At 71.7% G+C, this 16,328-nt stretch carries 14 protein-coding genes; 4 read left to right on the top strand and 10 right to left on the bottom strand.

The window, feature by feature from the left end; genetic code table 11:
* Nucleotides 1–5: 5 nt before the first annotated feature.
* Genes recC through H036_RS0107770 form a run of 3 tightly spaced genes read right to left on the bottom strand, consistent with a single transcriptional unit; the run spans nt 6 to nt 4,366 of the window.
* A complete protein-coding gene (gene recC, locus H036_RS0107780; protein WP_017934221.1) occupies nt 6–3,350 on the bottom strand; it encodes an exodeoxyribonuclease V subunit gamma in 3,345 nt (1,114 codons plus the stop codon).
* Between the two features lie 59 nt (nt 3,351–3,409).
* Nucleotides 3,410–3,889, bottom strand: coding sequence for a PGPGW domain-containing protein (locus H036_RS0107775; protein WP_017934220.1), 480 nt, complete (start codon nt 3,887–3,889; stop codon nt 3,410–3,412).
* Nucleotides 3,890–3,892: 3 nt separating this feature from the next.
* Nucleotides 3,893–4,366, bottom strand: coding sequence for a winged helix-turn-helix transcriptional regulator (locus tag H036_RS0107770; protein ID WP_017934219.1), 474 nt, complete (start codon nt 4,364–4,366; stop codon nt 3,893–3,895).
* Between the two features lie 53 nt (nt 4,367–4,419).
* On the opposite strand from H036_RS0107770, the gene H036_RS0107765 reads away from it, so the two are divergent.
* On the top strand, nt 4,420–5,808 hold the full coding sequence (locus H036_RS0107765; RefSeq protein WP_051068635.1) for an MFS transporter: 1,389 nt from the start codon (nt 4,420–4,422) through the stop codon (nt 5,806–5,808).
* Nucleotides 5,809–5,927: 119 nt separating this feature from the next.
* On the opposite strand, the gene H036_RS0107760 is transcribed toward H036_RS0107765, so the two are convergent.
* The 5 genes from H036_RS0107760 to H036_RS0107740 form a co-directional block, all read right to left on the bottom strand.
* The gene (locus tag H036_RS0107760; RefSeq protein ID WP_017934217.1) at nt 5,928–7,265 is read right to left on the bottom strand and encodes an LLM class flavin-dependent oxidoreductase; all 1,338 of its coding nucleotides are present in this window, start codon (nt 7,263–7,265) and stop codon (nt 5,928–5,930) included.
* Nucleotides 7,266–7,281: 16 nt separating this feature from the next.
* The gene (locus H036_RS22135; protein WP_232421832.1) at nt 7,282–8,052 is read right to left on the bottom strand and encodes an ABC transporter ATP-binding protein; all 771 of its coding nucleotides are present in this window, start codon (nt 8,050–8,052) and stop codon (nt 7,282–7,284) included.
* A gap of 77 nt (nt 8,053–8,129) precedes the next feature.
* Complete coding sequence (locus tag H036_RS0107750; protein WP_017934215.1) at nt 8,130–9,032, bottom strand: ABC transporter permease; 903 nt, start codon at nt 9,030–9,032, stop codon at nt 8,130–8,132.
* A complete protein-coding gene (locus H036_RS0107745; RefSeq protein ID WP_017934214.1) occupies nt 9,029–10,111 on the bottom strand; it encodes an ABC transporter substrate-binding protein in 1,083 nt (360 codons plus the stop codon). Before H036_RS0107745 ends, H036_RS0107750 begins: the two co-directional genes overlap by 4 nt.
* A 113-nt stretch (nt 10,112–10,224) precedes the next feature.
* Nucleotides 10,225–11,430 carry an ROK family protein gene (locus H036_RS0107740; protein ID WP_017934213.1) on the bottom strand — a complete coding sequence of 402 codons (1,206 nt, stop codon included), beginning with the start codon at nt 11,428–11,430 and terminating at the stop codon, nt 10,225–10,227.
* A gap of 164 nt (nt 11,431–11,594) precedes the next feature.
* On the opposite strand from H036_RS0107740, the gene mgrA reads away from it, so the two are divergent.
* Nucleotides 11,595–12,638 carry an L-glyceraldehyde 3-phosphate reductase gene (gene mgrA, locus H036_RS0107735; RefSeq protein WP_017934212.1) on the top strand — a complete coding sequence of 348 codons (1,044 nt, stop codon included), beginning with the start codon at nt 11,595–11,597 and terminating at the stop codon, nt 12,636–12,638.
* 76 nt (nt 12,639–12,714) lie between these two features.
* Here the strand turns inward: mgrA and H036_RS0107730 are convergent, their stop codons facing one another.
* Complete coding sequence (locus H036_RS0107730) at nt 12,715–13,146, bottom strand: DUF805 domain-containing protein (RefSeq protein WP_017934211.1); 432 nt, start codon at nt 13,144–13,146, stop codon at nt 12,715–12,717.
* 157 nt (nt 13,147–13,303) lie between these two features.
* Here H036_RS0107730 and H036_RS0107725 point away from each other — a divergent pair, with 157 nt between their 5' ends.
* Together H036_RS0107725 and H036_RS22130 are read left to right on the top strand one after the other, a co-directional pair.
* Nucleotides 13,304–13,969 (top strand): response regulator transcription factor, encoded by a 666-nt coding sequence (locus H036_RS0107725; RefSeq protein WP_017934210.1) that lies wholly within the window; start codon nt 13,304–13,306, stop codon nt 13,967–13,969.
* Nucleotides 13,970–13,986: 17 nt separating this feature from the next.
* On the top strand, nt 13,987–15,303 hold the full coding sequence (locus tag H036_RS22130) for a sensor histidine kinase (protein WP_198289926.1): 1,317 nt from the start codon (nt 13,987–13,989) through the stop codon (nt 15,301–15,303).
* Here the strand turns inward: H036_RS22130 and H036_RS24830 are convergent.
* Nucleotides 15,196–16,236, bottom strand: coding sequence for a COG4705 family protein (locus H036_RS24830; protein ID WP_081615480.1), 1,041 nt, complete (start codon nt 16,234–16,236; stop codon nt 15,196–15,198). The two genes, H036_RS22130 and H036_RS24830, sit on opposite strands and share 108 nt — an antisense overlap.
* Between the last annotated feature and the right edge of the window lie 92 nt (nt 16,237–16,328).

Raw genomic sequence — 16,328 nt, 5'->3', positions numbered from 1 at the left:
CCGGCTCACCAGCTCCCCTGCTCGGACACCAGCAGCGGGCTCCACACCCGCATCGCCAGCGCACCGAAGCGATGTGTCTCGCCGTCGTAGGCCTCGTCGGGGAGGGGTGCGACACCGAGTCCTGGAAGGGGCGCCTTGGCACCCCATGCGCGAACCTGCTCGGCGTCGCTGCACTCACCCGGGAAACGACCGTCGCGCCAGTCCCAGCCGGCCTTGTCGACGGCCTCGTCACTGCTGGCCTGCGTACGTCGTTGGCGGGCGTAGGTGAGTGACGCCTTCAGCGGGAACGGCAGCGGCTCGGTGAGCCCGGCGTCGCGCAGAGCGACCAGATCGCGCAACAGACCGCCGGCGCGGTGGTCGAGCGGGCCGAGCTGGGAGAGGCCGAAGGGGGTGCGGGAGCGGCTGTTGGCCGGCCGACCGACCGTGTGGGCGCTCCAGGCGCTGTCCTCGTCGGAGGCGGCCAGGGCGAGCAGCTGGATCCAGGACTGCAACCGGTGGGTGGCACCGAGCCTGCTGAACGAGACCGGGACCAGGCGATCGCCGTAGACCTGTGGGACGGTGCCACGGAGACGTCGGCCGCCGCCGAGGTCGACGTCGATGTCGACGGCGCGGGCCGGTCGGGTGCGCAAGTCGAGGGCCTGTCGGGCCAGGGGCGTCGCCTTCTCCAGGATCTCGCCGAGCAGCCGCCAGCCGAGGAACCCGGGCGGCAGCACGCCGCGGCGCCACTCGTGCTGGCGCGCGTTCTCGGGGTCGAGCCCGTCGAGCAGGTCGTGCAGCAACCGCTCGCCGACGCCCCACTGCGTGAGGCTGTCGATCTCCACCGGCAGGCCGGCGTCGAGCGACTCCTCGTCACGTGGGACCGCGACGTCGAGCCGGTCGCGGAGGAAGCCGCGCACGGGGCTCTTCCAGAAGGACAGGAGGTCCTCCAGGACCAGGTCGTCGGCGGGCGCCGGTGGGAGCGGGCGGGGCAGGAACGGCGCCACCTCGACCTGGGCTCGCGCCGCCGTCGCACCCGCCAGCGCCGCCCGGTCGAAGGTGAACGGACCCTGAGGCACCAGCTCGCCGGCAACCAGGTTGCGCGCATCGAACGGCTGCAGCGGGTGGTGCACCGTGACCTGCTCGGCCGCACTGCCACCGCTCGCCGTGACGGCGGTGACATCGAGCGCGTCCAACAGCTCGCCCAGCGGCACCGCCGGCGGCTTGGGCTGGCCGGAATACTCGCCGGCGCCGGAGTAGGTGACCACCAGTGTGTCGGTGGCGGCCAGGATCGCATCCAGGAAGAGCTGGCGATCCTCGCTGCGCGGGTCGCGCTCGCCGGTGAGTGGGTCGCGGGCCAGCACGTCATCGCCGTCGGCGAGGCCCGCGCGCGGGAAGACACCGTCGTCGAGGCCGAGCAGGCAGACCACCCGGTGCGGGACCGAACGCATCGGCACCAGGGTGGCCACGGTCAGCGTGCCGGTGCGGAAGTTGGCCCGGGTCGGTCGCCCCTCCAGGCGGTCGGCGAGCAGCGCGCGCACGTCGGGCAGTCGCAGGGCGACGCCGCCGCGCGCGGCGGCGGCCTCGCGGACCTGGCCGAGCAGGCGCTGGACCTGGCCGCTCTGCCACGTCTCACTCGTCGGCACGTCGGCGAGCGACGTCACGCCGTCGGCGAGCGCCTCGAGCCAGTGCTCGAGCGGATGCGTCCCGACGAGCCTGTCGGTCACGGCGCGCACCCGGTCGACGAACTCCGCGAGCCGGCCGACCAGGTCGACGTCGCCGCTCCCGACATCATCGAGCGGCAGCGTCTTGTCGAGCCAGGCGCCGGCATCCTCGGACATCGTGACGCCTGCCAGCAGCCGGTCGAGGCCGAACTCCCAGGTGTTGGCGACATAGGCGTCGAGCCCGAACTCGGCGCGGTGGGCGGCATCGAACCCCCACCGCACCCCCGCCTCACGGGCCCAGTCGGTGAGCTGCTGCAGGTCGTCCTCGCGGAACCGGAACCGTCGTCGAACCGGCTCCAGGTGGGCGAGATCGAGCACCTCACCGACGCCGGCGCGGCCGCCGGCCAGGTCGAGGAGCCGGGCAGCCAGGTCGAGCAGCGGGTTGGTGCGGTCGAGGGCACGGTCGGCCAGCCGGACCCGCAGTCGATGAGCAGGGTGGCCCTGCTCCCCGACCACCTCGGCGAGACCGAAGGCCGCCTCGATCAGCGGGGCATAGGTCTCCACGTCGGGGCACATCACCAGCACGTCGCGCGGTTCGAGGCTCGGGTCGTCGGTGAGCAACCCGAGCAGCACCTCACGCAGCACCTCGACCTGACGGGCAGGGCCGTGGCAGGCATGCACCTGGACCGAGCGGTCCGCCACGGTCAGCACCCGCTCAGAGGCCGCACCGACCGCGTTGGCCCGCAGGTCGCGCTGCAGCCAGCCCAGCAGCGTCGCAGGCGTGTCCGTGGCGATCGGGGCGCGCTCCTCCGTGCTGGCGCCATCGAGGTGGGCGATCGTGCTCAAGGCACGCTGGAGCTCGCGGGTGTCCCGGCCGAGCGTGGCCAGCAGCGGATGTCCGACCCGCTCCACGGAGCGGTCCTCGCGCCGCGGCACCGGCCCGCGGAGATCGGCCAGCGCGTCCCACAGCACGGCCGAGGGATGCGGCAGCCACAGGTGCACCTCGCGCGCCTCGCCGAGCGTGGCGAGCAGCTCGATCTCGGTCGGAGGCAGCCGGGTGTGCCCGAAGAGCGAGAGTCGCTCCGGCAGGTCGACCGAGCCCGGGTCGGCCACCAGCTGTGCGAGCGTCTCACGCTGGCGCTGCGCCGGGGTCGGGCCGCCGATCGTGGCGGCCAGGCGGCGCCACAGCTCGGGCTGCCAGGCCAGATCGGAGGGGAGCTCGTCGATGCCCGCCGCCCAGTCCTGGAGAAGCGTCGGCCGCTGCACAGCGTAGGAGGAGAAGAGCCGAGCCAGCCTGCGTGCGGTGGCCAGCCGTCGGCCGCGACGCAGATCGGCCTCGTCCGCGGCGAGCCCGTGGCCGAGGTGTTGTGCGAGCGTCGCCGCCCACGGCTCGTCGAGGGATGCGTCGACCACGTCCAGCAACGGCCAGATGAGCGCGTCGGGTGACCACGGGTCGTCGTCATCCTCGCGGAGCGCCGCGAACAGTGACCAGGGTGAGCGGAAGTCGACCCCGGCACACACCCCGTCGGCGCGGCCCGCCGCGGCACCGAGGCGGTGGGAGAGTCGCTGGGAGAGCCATCGCTCCACCCCCTTGGCCGGCACCACGACGACCTCGGTGGCGAACGGATCGGCCGAGGGCACCGCGAGGAGCTCGCCGAGCGCGTCGGCGAGCTGGTCGGTGCGCGCAGCGCGATGGATCCGGACAGCCACAGCCGCAACCTACAAGCGGCCACCGACAGTCCGTCGAGGGGCCGGGTCGGAGCTGTGGACTACTCCTCGTCGGCGCGGTCGGCGGCGATCAGCTCATGCTCCAGCTCGGCCCGTGCCTCCGGGTGGTTGTGGAAGCGCCGGTAGCTCAACGCGAGCAGGGTCAGCGCCACCGCAGCGGAGAAGAGCAGGGTCGCGCCGGTCTGCCAGGTGCCGAGCAGCCACAGTCGGTCCGAGACCGGCCACCAGCCGGGCACCGCCGGGTTGACGATCCACACCACGCCGCAGGCCGCGAGCGCCAGCGCCGCAAGCACCGACATCATCAGCCGCGGCCAGGTCGCGACCCCGTCGGCAGCGCTGCGCAGCGCCCGCAGACGGACCGGGTCGAGTCGGCGGCGCGCCCACTCGTACTGCCGTGAGAGCAGCGCCAGGCCGAGGAACAGCAGCAGCAGACCCGGCCCCGGCAGCACCAGAGCGGCCACTCCGAGGACGATGAGGAGCCACCCGAGGATCTCGAGCAGAAGGCGGCGAATCGCGCTCACATCTCAGAGCGTGCCAGACCTTCCGGTCACCAGCATCTCCGCCTCGGGTACGTCGTGGCCCTCGGCGCACCGCGCCTCGACCACGACCGCGGCGCCGCACCCTGCGTGCGTGAGCTTCGGGCCGCCCCCCGGGATGTGCCGGGTGCCCCAGCGCCCCAGCGCCAGCAGCAGCGGCAACAGCTCGTGGCCGGCCTCGGTCAGCACGTACTCGTAGCGGGTGCGCTGACCGGGCTCGCGGTAGGGCTGCTTGGCCAGGACGCCGGCGGCGACCAGCTCGCGCAGCCGTTGTGAGGCGACGGCCTCGGTGACACCGACGCGGCGTACGAGGTCGTCGAAACGGGTGGCGCCGTAGAACGCCTCGCGGAGCAACAGGACCGAGGTGCGGTTGCCGACCAGCTGCATGGTGCGGTCGATCGGGCAGTGGTCACCCAAGGGGCCGGTCCGCTCGGCGAGGAGGCCTGCGCGCTGCAACGTCATGCAGACGATTCTAACTTGTGTTTCCCAAAGTCAGCGCACTAGTGTCTCTGACTATGGAAACCAGAAGTCAGCGGCTCGTGGTCGCCATCCTCACCGGCGCTGCCTTCCTGGCCAGCCTCGACCTCTTCATCGTCAACGTCGCCTTCGACGAGATCGGCCGCGACTTCGGCACCGCCTCGCTGAGCCGACTCAGCTGGATCCTCAACGCGTACGCCGTGGTCTACGCCGCGCTGCTCGTCCCGATGGGCCGCCTGACCGACCGCTACGGCCGCAAGGCCGGCTTCGTCACCGGACTCGTGGTCTTCACCGCCGCCAGCCTGGCCTGTGGTTTCGCGCCCGGCGTGTGGTGGCTGGTCGGGGCCCGCGTGGTGCAGGCCGTCGGTGCCGCGCTGATGACCCCCGCGAGCCTCGGCCTGCTGCTGGCCACCCTGCCGCCGGAGCGGCGCGCGGCCGGTGCGCGGCTGTTCGCCATGACCGGCGCGGTGGCGGCCGCGTTCGGGCCCGCCGTCGGGGGCGGGCTGGTGCAGCTGTCCTGGCAGGCGGCGTTCTGGATCAACGTCCCGCTCGGGATCGTGCTGATCGTGGCCGCACTGCGCGTGGTCCCCGACGTACGCCACAACCAGGACGCCCCGCGACCCGATCTCCTCGGCGGCGTGGTGCTGGCGGTCGCGATCGCGGCGCTGGTGCTCGGCATCGTGCAGGGCAACGACTGGGGCTGGGCCTCGAGCCGCGTCCTCGGCTCGTGGCTCGTCGCCGCCGTCGGAGCCGGCGTCTTCGGCTGGCTCGTCACCCACCACCGCGCCCCGGTGATCGACCCGGAACTGCTCCGCGTCCCGACGTTCGCCTGGGCGAACATCAGTCAGCTGGTCTTCAACGTCGCCTTCGGCGTCGGCCTGCTCAGCCGGATCCTGTGGATGCAGGAGCACTGGGACTACTCGGCGCTGCGCACCGGGCTCGCCGTCGCTCTCGGTCCCGCGCTGGTGCCGATCACCTCGCTGCTGGTCACCCGCTACCTCCCGCGGGTGGCGCCCGGCGTACTGATCGCGATCGGCACCACCCTCTTCGCCGGGTCGGGGATCTGGCAGGCCCTGGTGACCGGCGACCAGCCCGCCTACGTCAGCGAGATGCTCGGGCCGTGGGTCCTCGGCGGGATCGGGGTCGGGTTCGCGTTGCCGCAGCTGATGGCGGCCGCCACCTCGGCACTGCCGCCGCACCAGACCGCCACCGGCTCCGGCGTGGTCAACATGGGCCGTCAGGTCGGCCTGGTTCTCGGCACCTCGATCATGGTCGGCATCCTCGGCACGGGCGTTCCCGGCCTCGACCGGTTCCAGCGGGTGTGGATCTTCCTGGCCGCCGCCTCACTCGCCGCTGCGGTCGCGGCGCTGATCATGGAGGCCGTACGTCGGCCAGCGAGGGCGGCTGTGCTGGCGTCTGTGGAGTGAGCTCGGTCGGCTGCGTCCGGGAGTAACACGATGTTCGGTGGAGGTAGCAGCACGTCCAGACAGGCTGCTACTCCCCCAGAACATCGTGTTACTCCCACCAACATCGTGTTACTCCCCCCTCACACAGCCGCCAACAGCCCACCATGCAGCCGGTTCTCCGGCCGCGGCAGCCCGTAGTGCTCCCGCAGCGTCACCCCGTCGTAGTCGTGCCGGAAGAGCCCGCGCTCCTGCAGGATCGGCACCACCTGGCTGGCGAAGGCGTCCAGCCCCGACGGCAGCACCGCGGGCATGATGTTGAAGCCGTCCGCGGCACCGTTCTCGAAGTAGTGCTGGATGGTGTCGGCGACCTGCAGCGCCGTACCGGTGAACGTGCGGTGCCCGCGACCTCCGCCGAGCCGACCGATCAGCTCGCGGACCGTCAGGCCGTCACGGCGCGCCCAGTCGACGATCAGCGTACGTCGGCTCTTGGCGCCCTCGATCTCGTCCTCGCCCGGCAGGTCCGCCGGCAGCGGCTCGTCCAGGGAGAGCAGGTCGGGCGAGACGCCGAGCGTGCGGGCGAGCTGTCCGAGCGCATACTGCGGCGCGATCAGCCGGTCCAGCTCCGCGTCGAGCTCCTGGGCCTGGGCCTCGGTCTCGCCGATCACCGGCACGATGCCCGGCAGCACCAGCACGTGCTCCGGCCGCCGGCCCGCTGCGACGACCCGACGCTTCACGTCGGCGTAGAACGCCTGCGACTCCTCCAGCGTCGGCTGCGCGGTGAAGATGGCCTCGGCCCACCGGGCGGCGAACTCCTTGCCGTCCTCCGAGGACCCGGCCTGCACCAGCAGCGGGTAGGCCTGCGGCGAGCGCGGCACGTTCAGCGGGCCGTCCACCCGGAAGTGCACGCCACGATGCTCGATCGGCACCACCCCGTCACGCCGCGCGTGCACCCCGGCGGCCTTGTCCGCCACCACGGCATCGTCCGCCCAGCTGTCCCAGAGCTTCGTCGCCACCTCCAGGAACTCATCGGCGCGCTCGTAGCGCGTCCGGTGCAGCGGCTGGTCGTCCAGGCCGAAGTTGCGCGCGGCGGCATCGCCGGCGGTGGTCACGATGTTCCAGCCCGCGCGGCCTCCGGAGAGGTGGTCCAGGGAGGCGAAGCGTCGCGCCAGGTTATAGGGCTCGTTGTACGACGTCGACGCCGTCGCGATCAGACCGATCCGGGAGGTCGACCCCGCCAGGGCCGCCAGCAGGACCGTCGGCTCCAACTTGCCCGAGGGCCGCCGCCCCGGGTCGCCCCAGGTGACAGGGCTGTCGGCGAGGAAGACCGAGTCGAACTTCGCCGCCTCGGCGACCCGCGCGAGGTGCTGGTGGGCGGCCAGCGAGAGGTTGGCGTACGGATCGGCGTCCGGGAGTCGCCACGAGGCCTCGTGGTGACCGGTGTCGTGCAGGAACAGGTTGAAGTGCAGCTGGCGTGTCATCGAGATCGTGGTCCTTTCAGGAGGCCCGGCGCTTGCCGGGAGCGATGAAGTCGGAGCCGAGGTGCTCGCCGGTCGCGCCGAGCGCCTCCAGCAGAACGTGTCGCAGCTCGGTACGACGTTGTTCCAGCTCGGCGGGGTCGGCCTGCGGCCGCCCCTCCACGTCCGTGCGGAGGTCGGTGCGGAGGTCGGTGCGGAGGTCGGTGCCGACGACACCGTCGTCGAGCAGGATCACCCGGTCGGCGAGCATGATCGCCTCGTCGACGTCGTGGGTGACCAGCAGGACGGCCGGCCGGTGCACCTCGCACAGTCGACGCAGCAGGGCGTGCATCTTGATCCGGGTGAGCGCGTCGAGCGCCCCGAACGGCTCGTCGGCCAGCAACAGCTGCGGCTGGTGCACCAACGATCTGGCCAGCGCCGCACGCTGCTGCTGACCGCCCGAGAGCTCGGTGGGCCAGGCACGCTCCTTGCCGGCGAGCCCGACCTCGGCCAGCGCCTGCCGGCCGCGCTGCTTGGCGTCGGCCGCCCTGAGGCCGAAGACGACGTTGTCCAGCACTCGCTTCCAGGGCAGCAGGCGGGAGTCCTGGAAGACCACCGACACCGCGTCGGGCACCTGGATCTGGCCATGACCCCGTACGTCGCGGTCCAGTCCGGCCAGTGCGCGCAGCAGCGTGCTCTTGCCGCTGCCGGAGCGGCCGATCAACGCCACGAACTCACCTGGGGCGATGTCCAGGTCGAGCCCGTTCAGTACGCCGCCGGCGCGGTTGAAGCTGCGATGCAGGTTCCGCACCCGCACCGCCGGCCCAGCCGGCCCAACCGAACCAACCGGCCCAGCCGCCCCCGTCTCCGGGTCGATCTCAGCGGGCGTCAGCCCTCCAGCGTGCGGCGCCATCCCAGCACCTTCCTCTCGACGAGTCGGACACCCGTGTCGGCCAGGAAGCCGAAGACGCCGTAGAGCACCAGGCCGACCACGATCACGTCGGTCTGGCCGTAGTTCTCCGCGAGCGCCATCATGTGCCCCACGCCGTTGGTGGCGTTGTACTGCTCGACCACGACCAGGCCGAGCAGCGCCGAGGTCACCGCGAACCGCAGCCCGAGCAGGAACCCCGGCAGCGCACCCGGCAGCACCACGTGTCTGATGAAGCGCGCCCGGCTGACGTCGAGCGTCTCGGCGAGCTCGGCGTACTTGCCGTCGATGCTGCGCAGTGCGTTGTGGGTGTTGACGTAGATCGGGATCATGCTGATCAGTCCGATCGTGACGATCTTCATCTCCTCGCCGATCCCGAACCACGCGATGAAGAGCGGGATCAGCGCCAGCGTCGGGATCGACCGCTTGATCTGGATCGGGCCGTCGATCAGCGACTCCCCGGTCCGGGAGAGCCCGGAGGCGATCGCGAGCACGGTGCCGGCCGCGACGCCGAGGGCGAGCCCCAACCCCGAGCGGCGCAGCGAGGCGGTGATGTCGTCGAGCAGGTCGTGCTCGGTCCACTGCGTCCGTCCGGCTGCGAGCACGTCCCACGGCGCGGTCAGGATGGCGGGGCTGATCAGCCCGGTGACCGAGCCGAGCGACCATGCGGCCAGCAGCAGTGCGGGGCCGATCCAGAACGCGCCGCGGAGGCGGCGGCCCGGCCCGAGCCTGCGGCGTACGACGCGTCGATCCTCGTCGGACCGCTCCGCCGCCCCCGTCTCCACAGGGCCGGCGTCGGCCGGAACGTCTCCCCGGCCGCGCCCGCGGGCCGGACCGAGCGTGAGGGCGGACTGGATGCTCATGAGGCGTCTCCTGTCACGACGTCGGAGCCGGCCGCCTGGGCCTCGATCTTCTCGAAGCGGCGGTCGACCAGGGTGTTCGCGTCGAGGTGCTTGTGGTCCTGGTCCTTGGCCAGCAGGTCAGCGGTGTCCTGCAGCCGCTGGACGGCGTTGTCCCAGGTCTGCGGGATCCCGTTCTCGCCGACCGCCTTGACCGTCGCGGCAGCGTCGGCGGCGCTGAGGCCCTGGTTCTCGACGTAGTAGGCCTGGGCGTACGCGTCGGGGTGGGCGTTCTCCCACAGCAGCGCCTTGGTGCGGACCGCGACGTAGTCCTTGAGTGCGGCCGCCTTGTCCGGGTCCTGCACCGCCTTGGTGAGGCAGTAGAGCGTGGAGGCGTCGTCGCGGATGCCGGTCTGGATCGCGCCCGCGCCCGGATACTTCGCCTCGTAGGCCTTCAGCTGCGCGATGCCCAGCGGGGCCACGTCGACGGCCTTGCTGCCCAGCGCGGTGGCGAACTCACCGGCCGTGGTGCTGGTCATCTCGACCAGCTTGACGTCCTTCTGGGTCAGCCCCGCCTTCTGCAGTACCCGCAGCACCAGCGCGCCCTGGGCCTGGCCGGGGCTGTAGGCGATCTTCTTGCCCTTGAGGTCGGCGAGGCTGGTGATGTCCGACCCGGGCGCGAGGCCCAGCTGGTAGACCGGGTGCTGGAGCGGGTCGATGGTGACCGAGTTGAAGACGATCTTGGTCGACGTGCCGGTCCAGGCGGCGAAGAGCGAGGGGATGTCGGCGACCGCGCCGCAGTCGAGCTGGTCGGCGCGGAAGGCCTGGATCGTCTGCGGACCGCCGCTGAGGTTGGCCCACTTGACGGTGACCCCTTCGTCGGCGAGCTTCTTGTCGAGGCCCGAGGTCTGCAGCGCGACCTGGATCGCCGGGTCGCCGATCCGGATCTCGGTGCCCTGCGGCGTCTTCTGCGGCAGCGCGGCGGTCAGCGCGAGCGTCTTGCCGCTGCCGCCGTCGCCACACGCGGTGAGCACCGATGCTGCGGCGACGAGCGCCGCGACACCTGTCAGCGTCGTACGGGGACTGCGGTGAGGTGCGGTCATGACGTTCCTTGTCTGCTGGACGTGTGCCTTCGTGGATCGCGCGTCGATCCATTAACTACACTATTCCAGTCGACTTACTAGTCAACATTGCACCGCAATGAATTAAGTCAGTCTCACGAAGCCGTCGAGAGCGCGCCCACCGAGGCCAGCGGAGCAGCGAAGAGTCGGTCCAGCGCCACCGCACCACCGGCGACCGCCAACGGATCCGCGAAGCTGGTCGGCGTGATGATGCCGGCGACGTCGCCGACGATCTCCGAGCGCTGGGCCACCTCCTCCAGCAGGGCCGCGCGCGCCGCGGGCAGTCGCCGGATCCCCGACTCCATCACCACCAGCACCTCGGGATTGACCAGGTCCAGCAGCGACGCCGCGGCATGTCCGACCAGCCGCGCCCGCCTGACGAAGAGCTCCACCAGGCGCTCGTCGCCGGCCAGGGCCAGGTCGCAGAGGACGGCGGCACTCGGCACGCTGACGCCGAGCCGCTCGGCCGCGCGCAGCAGGGCCCGCTCCGAGACGGCCGCCTGGAGGCAGCCGACCCGACCGCAGCGGCACGGCTCAGCCTCCCCCGGATCCACGTCGACCGGCAGGTGCGCCACCGTGCCCGACGCGGACCGGGCACCCTGGTGCACGCGCCCCCGGATCGAGAACGCCGCGTCGACCACGTTGCCGACGAACAGGTGCACGATGCTCTCCCTCGCACGGGCCACGTGCGCGCCGAAGAGCTGCTCGGCGCGCAGCAGCGCACGCCCGTGGTTCTCGACGTACGTCGGCAGGCCGGTGAGCTCGGCCAACGGCTCCCGGAGCGGTGCGTCGCGCCAGCTCAGCACCGGGTGGTCCACCACCACCCCGGCGCGCGCGTCGACCCAGCCGCCGGCGGCCACGCCGACCCCCAGGATGCTGCGGTCGGCGTACTCCTCGACGAGCCGGGCGATCTCCTCGCCCGCGAGCGCGACGACCTCGGCCGGTGTGGGGTGGTCGTAGGGCAGCCGGCGGCAGTCGAGCACCCGCCCGCGCGCGTCGAGGACGGAGACCGCGACCTGCGGGACGGCCACATGCACCCCGAGTACGGCGACGCGCTCGGTGTCGAGGTCGAGGGGCACGTGCGGTCGGCCGAAGCCTGGCGGGCCGGCAGCCTCCGGCACCTCACGCAGGAGGCCGAGGTCGAGCAGGGTGGCGGTCACGCCGGTGACCGTGGCCGCCGACGTACCGGTCAGGCGGGCCAGGTTGCTGCGGGCCACCGGGCCATGGTCGAGCACCGCCCGCAGCACCACACCGCTGGCATCCGGGGCACGGCGGGCCGGCCGGCGGTCGGGAAGGTCCACCCGCCGGGTCGTGGAGGAAGGGCGTGGCTGGCCCCGCTCTAACCGCACCATGTCATGAGACTAACAAGACTTTTACGCCCGGCGGCGACGTCTCAGCGCCGCGTGGCGGGCATCATCACCGGCGCACCGTTTGCGCACGAAGGCTCGCGGATAGCGTTGTCACCATGACCTATCAGCCCGATCCCGAGCGCTACGACGGCCGCATGCCCTACCGCCGCACCGGCCGCAGCGGTCTCTCCCTGCCCGCCCTGAGTCTGGGGCTGTGGCACAACTTCGGCGACGACGTGCCCTTCGCCCGGCAGGCCGAGATCCTCCAGGCCGCCTTCGACGCCGGCATCACCCACTTCGACCTGGCCAACAACTACGGGCCGCCCTACGGCTCCGCCGAGACCAACTTCGGCCGCCACCTGGCGACGACGTTCCAGGGGCTGCGCGACGAGCTGGTCATCTCGACCAAGGCGGGCTGGGACATGTGGCCGGGCCCCTACGGCCAGATCGGCGGCTCCCGGAAGTATCTCCTCGCCTCGCTCGACCAGTCGCTCAAGCGGATGGGCCTGGAGTACGTCGACATCTTCTACCACCACCGTCCCGACCCGGAGACCCCGCTCGAGGAGACCGTGGGTGCCCTGGACGCCATCGTGCGCTCCGGGAAGGCGCTGTACGTCGGGATCTCGTCGTACTCCCCCGAGCTGACCGCCGAGGCCGCCCGGCTGCTGAAGGAGCTCGGCACGCCGCTGCTCATCCACCAGCCGTCGTACTCGATGCTCAACCGCTGGATCGAGGCCGACGGCCTGCTCGACACGCTGGAGGAGGTGGGCGCGGGCTGCATCGCGTTCAGCCCGCTCGCGCAGGGGATGCTGACCTCGAAGTACCTCGACGGCGTGCCTGCCGGCTCACGTGCCGCGCAGGACAAGTCTCTCTCCACCGATCTGCTCACGCCGGAGGCGCTGACCCACATCAGGGCCCTCAACGAGCTGGCGCAGGGTCGCGGTCAGACGCTCGCGCAGATGGCGCTCGCCTGGGCGCTGCGCGACCCGCGGATGACCTCGCTGGTGATCGGCGCCTCCTCGGCCGACCAGGTGCGCGACAGCGTCGGCGCGCTCCGGCGCCCGGACTTCACCGCCGAGGAGCTGGCCACCATCGAGCAGCACGCCGTCGACAGCGGCATCGACCTGTGGAAGGGTGCGCGCGCCGACGGCGACAGCTGAGCACTCGATAGCCCTGGACGAACTGGCTGCCTTATGGGCCCGCGGCCCAGCCACTTCGTCCAGGACTATGCCGGCGTCAGACGTCGAAGCGGGCGCCTTCGGGCTTCTCGCTGAGGGCCCACCAGATGATCAGGATGATCCAGCCGACCAGCGGGATCAGGAGCAGCAGCTGCCACCAACCCGAACGGTTCGTGTCGTGCAGTCGCCGGGCACCCAGCGCGAGCCACGGCACCAGGGTCGCAAGGCTCCAGATGTAGGAGATCGCCACGAAGGCACCGCTCGCGCGGCCCGCCAGGTTGAGGACGACATCGATGATCGCGGCCAGCAGGAACCACCACCAGAACTCCGACCGGCTGGCCCGCCCACGGAACTGGGCGTACTTCTGGAAGAACCGCTGCACCGCCTGGCCGAAGGTGGCACCGCGCAGCGGCGCGACGGCAGGGTCGCCGGCCGGCGGGGGCGGGGTCGGCTCGCCGAACGGCGAGGTCGGATAGGGCTCGTACGACATGTGATCCTCCGGATCGGTCAGAACAGGGCACGGGCACGCTACGACGTAGCGCCACCTCGGCGCCAGGAAGTTCCCAGACTCGTGTCAGATCGGTCCAGACAGGTTGACACGGCACATAATCAGGTTCGCGCCAGGTTCGAGTCACACACTAGTGCTCATGGCGCGCGTAGGACTGTGTGAGGACGACCCGGCGATCCGAAGGATCGTCTCGGAGTCGCTGCGGATCTCTGGACACGAGACGGTGGCGGCACACGACGGCAGCGAGGCGCTCCGGCTCTTCCGGTCCGCCGACGACCTGGACGTGATCATCTTGGACATCGGCCTGCCCGATGCCGACGGCCGCGACGTGTGCCAGGCGCTGCGCAGTGCCGGGCAGGTCGCGCCGGTGCTGTTCCTGACCGCGCTCGGCCAGCTGCACGAGAAGGTCGCCGGCTTCGCCGCCGGCGCCGACGACTACCTGTCCAAGCCCTTCGACGTGAAGGAGCTGGTCGCCCGGATCGAGGCGCTCAGCCGCCGCGGCCGCTTCGTCGTACCCCGCCAGCCCACCGACCTCGTGCTCGATCCCGCCCGGCACGCCGTGGTCTGCCAGGAGCAGGAGGTCATGCTGACCCCGACCGAGTTCCGGATGCTCGCCTCGATCACCAGCCGGCCCGGGGAGGTCGTACGCCGCCGCGCGGTCGTCGCGGCCGCCTGGCCCGACGGCGCCATCGTCAGCGAGAACACCATCGACTCCTACGCCGCCCGCCTGCGTCGCAAGCTGCACGAGGTCGGCTCGCCGGTGGAGCTCAAGACGGTGCGAGGAGTCGGCTTCACGCTCAAGTGAGCTGTTGAATGAGCGGCATGCTCCGCTTGCGGCCTCGAGGCTTCCGCACCCAGATCGTGGCCTCGACGGTGCTGCTGATGGCCTTCGTGATGATCGTCCTCACCACCGGCACCCAGGCCGTGCTGGAGTGGAACACCCACAACGACGTCCGGCGCGTGCTCGACGAGCGCACCCAGGCGGTGCTCGAGGTGGTCAGGGCGACGGGCAAGCCGCTCGACTCCCAGTCCTGGGAGTCGATCGAGCCGCTGAGCAGGGTCTTCGACGCGAACGGCGCGCCCGTCGGCGGCAGCATCCAGCACGTCGCGGAGGGTGATGCGACCGAGCTGGCGGCCGAGGCCCTGAGCACCGGCCAGCGCCAGGATGCCGTGGTGCACGGTGACCTGAACCTCCGCGCCGTACCGTTCACGACCAGGGCCGGGGAGCGCGGCGCCGTGGTGGTGAGCGAGACCTCGGAGCCCTACGAGCGCACCGAGCTCGAGGCCCTGATCGCGATGATCGTGCTCGGTCTGCTCGTCGTCGGGGTCGCCGGCGGCATCGCGTGGCGGGTCACTCGACAGGCGTTGGAGCCGGTCGAGCAGATGGCCGTGCGCGCCGCTGACTGGTCAGAGCACGATCTTTCGCACCGCTTCGACCTGGGCACTCCGGACAACGAGCTGAGCAAGCTGGGCGAGACGCTCGACCACCTCCTCGACCGGGTCGCAGCCGCGATCCGCGCCGAGCAGCGGCTGACCGCCGAGCTCGCGCACGAGCTGCGCACACCGCTCACCACGATCCAGGGCGCTGCCGACCTGGCCCTGCTGCGCGGCGTCGCCGACGACGACGCCCGCGAGGACCTGGAGGCGATCTCGACGGCCGCCCGGCGGATGACCGGCGTCATCGCGACCCTGCTCGACCTGGCCCGCGAACGCGGAGCGAGCGCCAAGTCCAGTACGCCGCTGGCAGCCATCGTCGAAGCCGTCCGGCCCCTCGTCCCCGACCACCTCGAGCTGATCGACGAGGCCTCGGCCATCACTGTCCCGGTCGCGGCTCCGGCGTCGCTGGTGGTGCAGGCGGTCTCGCCGATCGTGGAGAACGCCGTTCGCTACGCACGCAGCACCGTGCGGTTCGATGCGCGGCTCACCCCCGACCAGGTGCACCTGCTGATCAGCGACGACGGTCCGGGCCTGGCGGCGACCGTTCGGGGCAAGGTGTTCGAACCGGGGACCTCGGCCTCCGACGGCACCGGCCTAGGTCTCGGCATCTCGCGGCGCGTGGCTCGCTCGCTCGGCGGCGACGTCGATGTCGCGGAGGCCACCGACGGCGCGGCCTTCCTGGTCCGGCTGCCTCGGCGCTGATCGCCTAGTCCGCGGGGCCCGGCTGGGGGATGCCCTCCCAGCCGGGCCTCCGGCTGATCCGGCTGATCCGGCTGATCCGGCGGATCTGGCAGCGCTGGCATCCCGAGCCACGTCGTGCTCGGCTCGCAGCCCGTGCACGGCGTGGTGACCCTCCTCGTCGTTGTGCGTGACCACGAGGTAGGCGACGAGCAGCACGAAGAGCGCCAGCCCCAGCAACGTCACGGTGCCGGTCGTCCAGCCGAGGCCGCCGTGATGACGGCTGACCGCCAGCCCGTCCGCGACCGAGGCACCCAGCGGCCTCGTCAGCGAGTACGACGCCCAGAAGCATGCGACCGCGTTCGCGCCCAGCCTCCAGGCGAGCAGCGGGACCAGGATCAGCACGCCGAAGAGCACCACCGACCACCAGTAGCCCATGTGCAGGTTGGTCGCGGTGGTGTCGCCGAGCGCCGTACCGAGGCCGAAGGTCAACAGCACCGTGCCCCAGTAGAACCGCTCGCGGCGCGCGGTGGTGATCGAGTGCACCGACAGGGTGCCCTCGCTCCGTCGCCACCACACCAGCAGGCCGCAGAGCAGCACCAGGTAGATCGCCGAGTCGACGTAGTACGGCGACCCCAGCGCCACGTGCGGCCCGTCCGCGATCATCGTGCCGAACAGCGCGACCATCAGCACCGTCACCCAGTAGCGCAGCGGGTGGTAGGAGCTCGACCGCAGCTGCCACCACAGTGCCGCGGCGAAGCCCCCGATGCCGATCACGCCGGCCGCCACGAGGTTCCAGGTGCCGAGGAAGTCCGAGGCGGTCTCGCCGATCCCGGTGGTCAGCAGCTTGACCACCCAGAACGCCACCAGGACATCGGGGACCTTCGGGGCCGCGAAGGTGCGCGTCCTTCGGACGGGCCCGGGAGTCGGCGCGGTGGCGGTGGCTCGAGGAGTCATGCCGCGACGGTAGGGGGTGCCCGCTGGTCCCTACCTGACCACGGAGGGTCCCGACTTCGGGCCAGCTGCTCAACCGGGGGTGTCCCGCCGCC

This window comes from Nocardioides sp. Iso805N, from assembly GCF_000364605.1.
In the GTDB taxonomy this organism is placed as follows: domain Bacteria; phylum Actinomycetota; class Actinomycetes; order Propionibacteriales; family Nocardioidaceae; genus Nocardioides.
This window is presented reverse-complemented; position numbering and strand designations above follow the sequence as displayed.

What these genes read in the sequence shown, in the direction of transcription:
- H036_RS22130 (WP_198289926.1), top strand. Translation starts at nt 13,987, where the DNA reads ATGCTCCGCTTGCGGCCTCGAGGCTTCCGCACCCAGATCGTGGCCTCG.
- H036_RS0107745 (WP_017934214.1), bottom strand. Translation starts at nt 10,111, where the DNA reads ATGACCGCACCTCACCGCAGTCCCCGTACGACGCTGACAGGTGTCGCG.
- H036_RS0107730 (WP_017934211.1), bottom strand. Translation starts at nt 13,146, where the DNA reads ATGTCGTACGAGCCCTATCCGACCTCGCCGTTCGGCGAGCCGACCCCG.
- mgrA (WP_017934212.1), top strand. Translation starts at nt 11,595, where the DNA reads ATGACCTATCAGCCCGATCCCGAGCGCTACGACGGCCGCATGCCCTAC.
- H036_RS24830 (WP_081615480.1), bottom strand. Translation starts at nt 16,236, where the DNA reads ATGACTCCTCGAGCCACCGCCACCGCGCCGACTCCCGGGCCCGTCCGA.
- H036_RS0107770 (WP_017934219.1), bottom strand. Translation starts at nt 4,366, where the DNA reads ATGACGTTGCAGCGCGCAGGCCTCCTCGCCGAGCGGACCGGCCCCTTG.
- H036_RS0107760 (WP_017934217.1), bottom strand. Translation starts at nt 7,265, where the DNA reads ATGACACGCCAGCTGCACTTCAACCTGTTCCTGCACGACACCGGTCAC.
- H036_RS0107725 (WP_017934210.1), top strand. Translation starts at nt 13,304, where the DNA reads ATGGCGCGCGTAGGACTGTGTGAGGACGACCCGGCGATCCGAAGGATC.
- H036_RS0107750 (WP_017934215.1), bottom strand. Translation starts at nt 9,032, where the DNA reads ATGAGCATCCAGTCCGCCCTCACGCTCGGTCCGGCCCGCGGGCGCGGC.
- H036_RS0107765 (WP_051068635.1), top strand. Translation starts at nt 4,420, where the DNA reads ATGGAAACCAGAAGTCAGCGGCTCGTGGTCGCCATCCTCACCGGCGCT.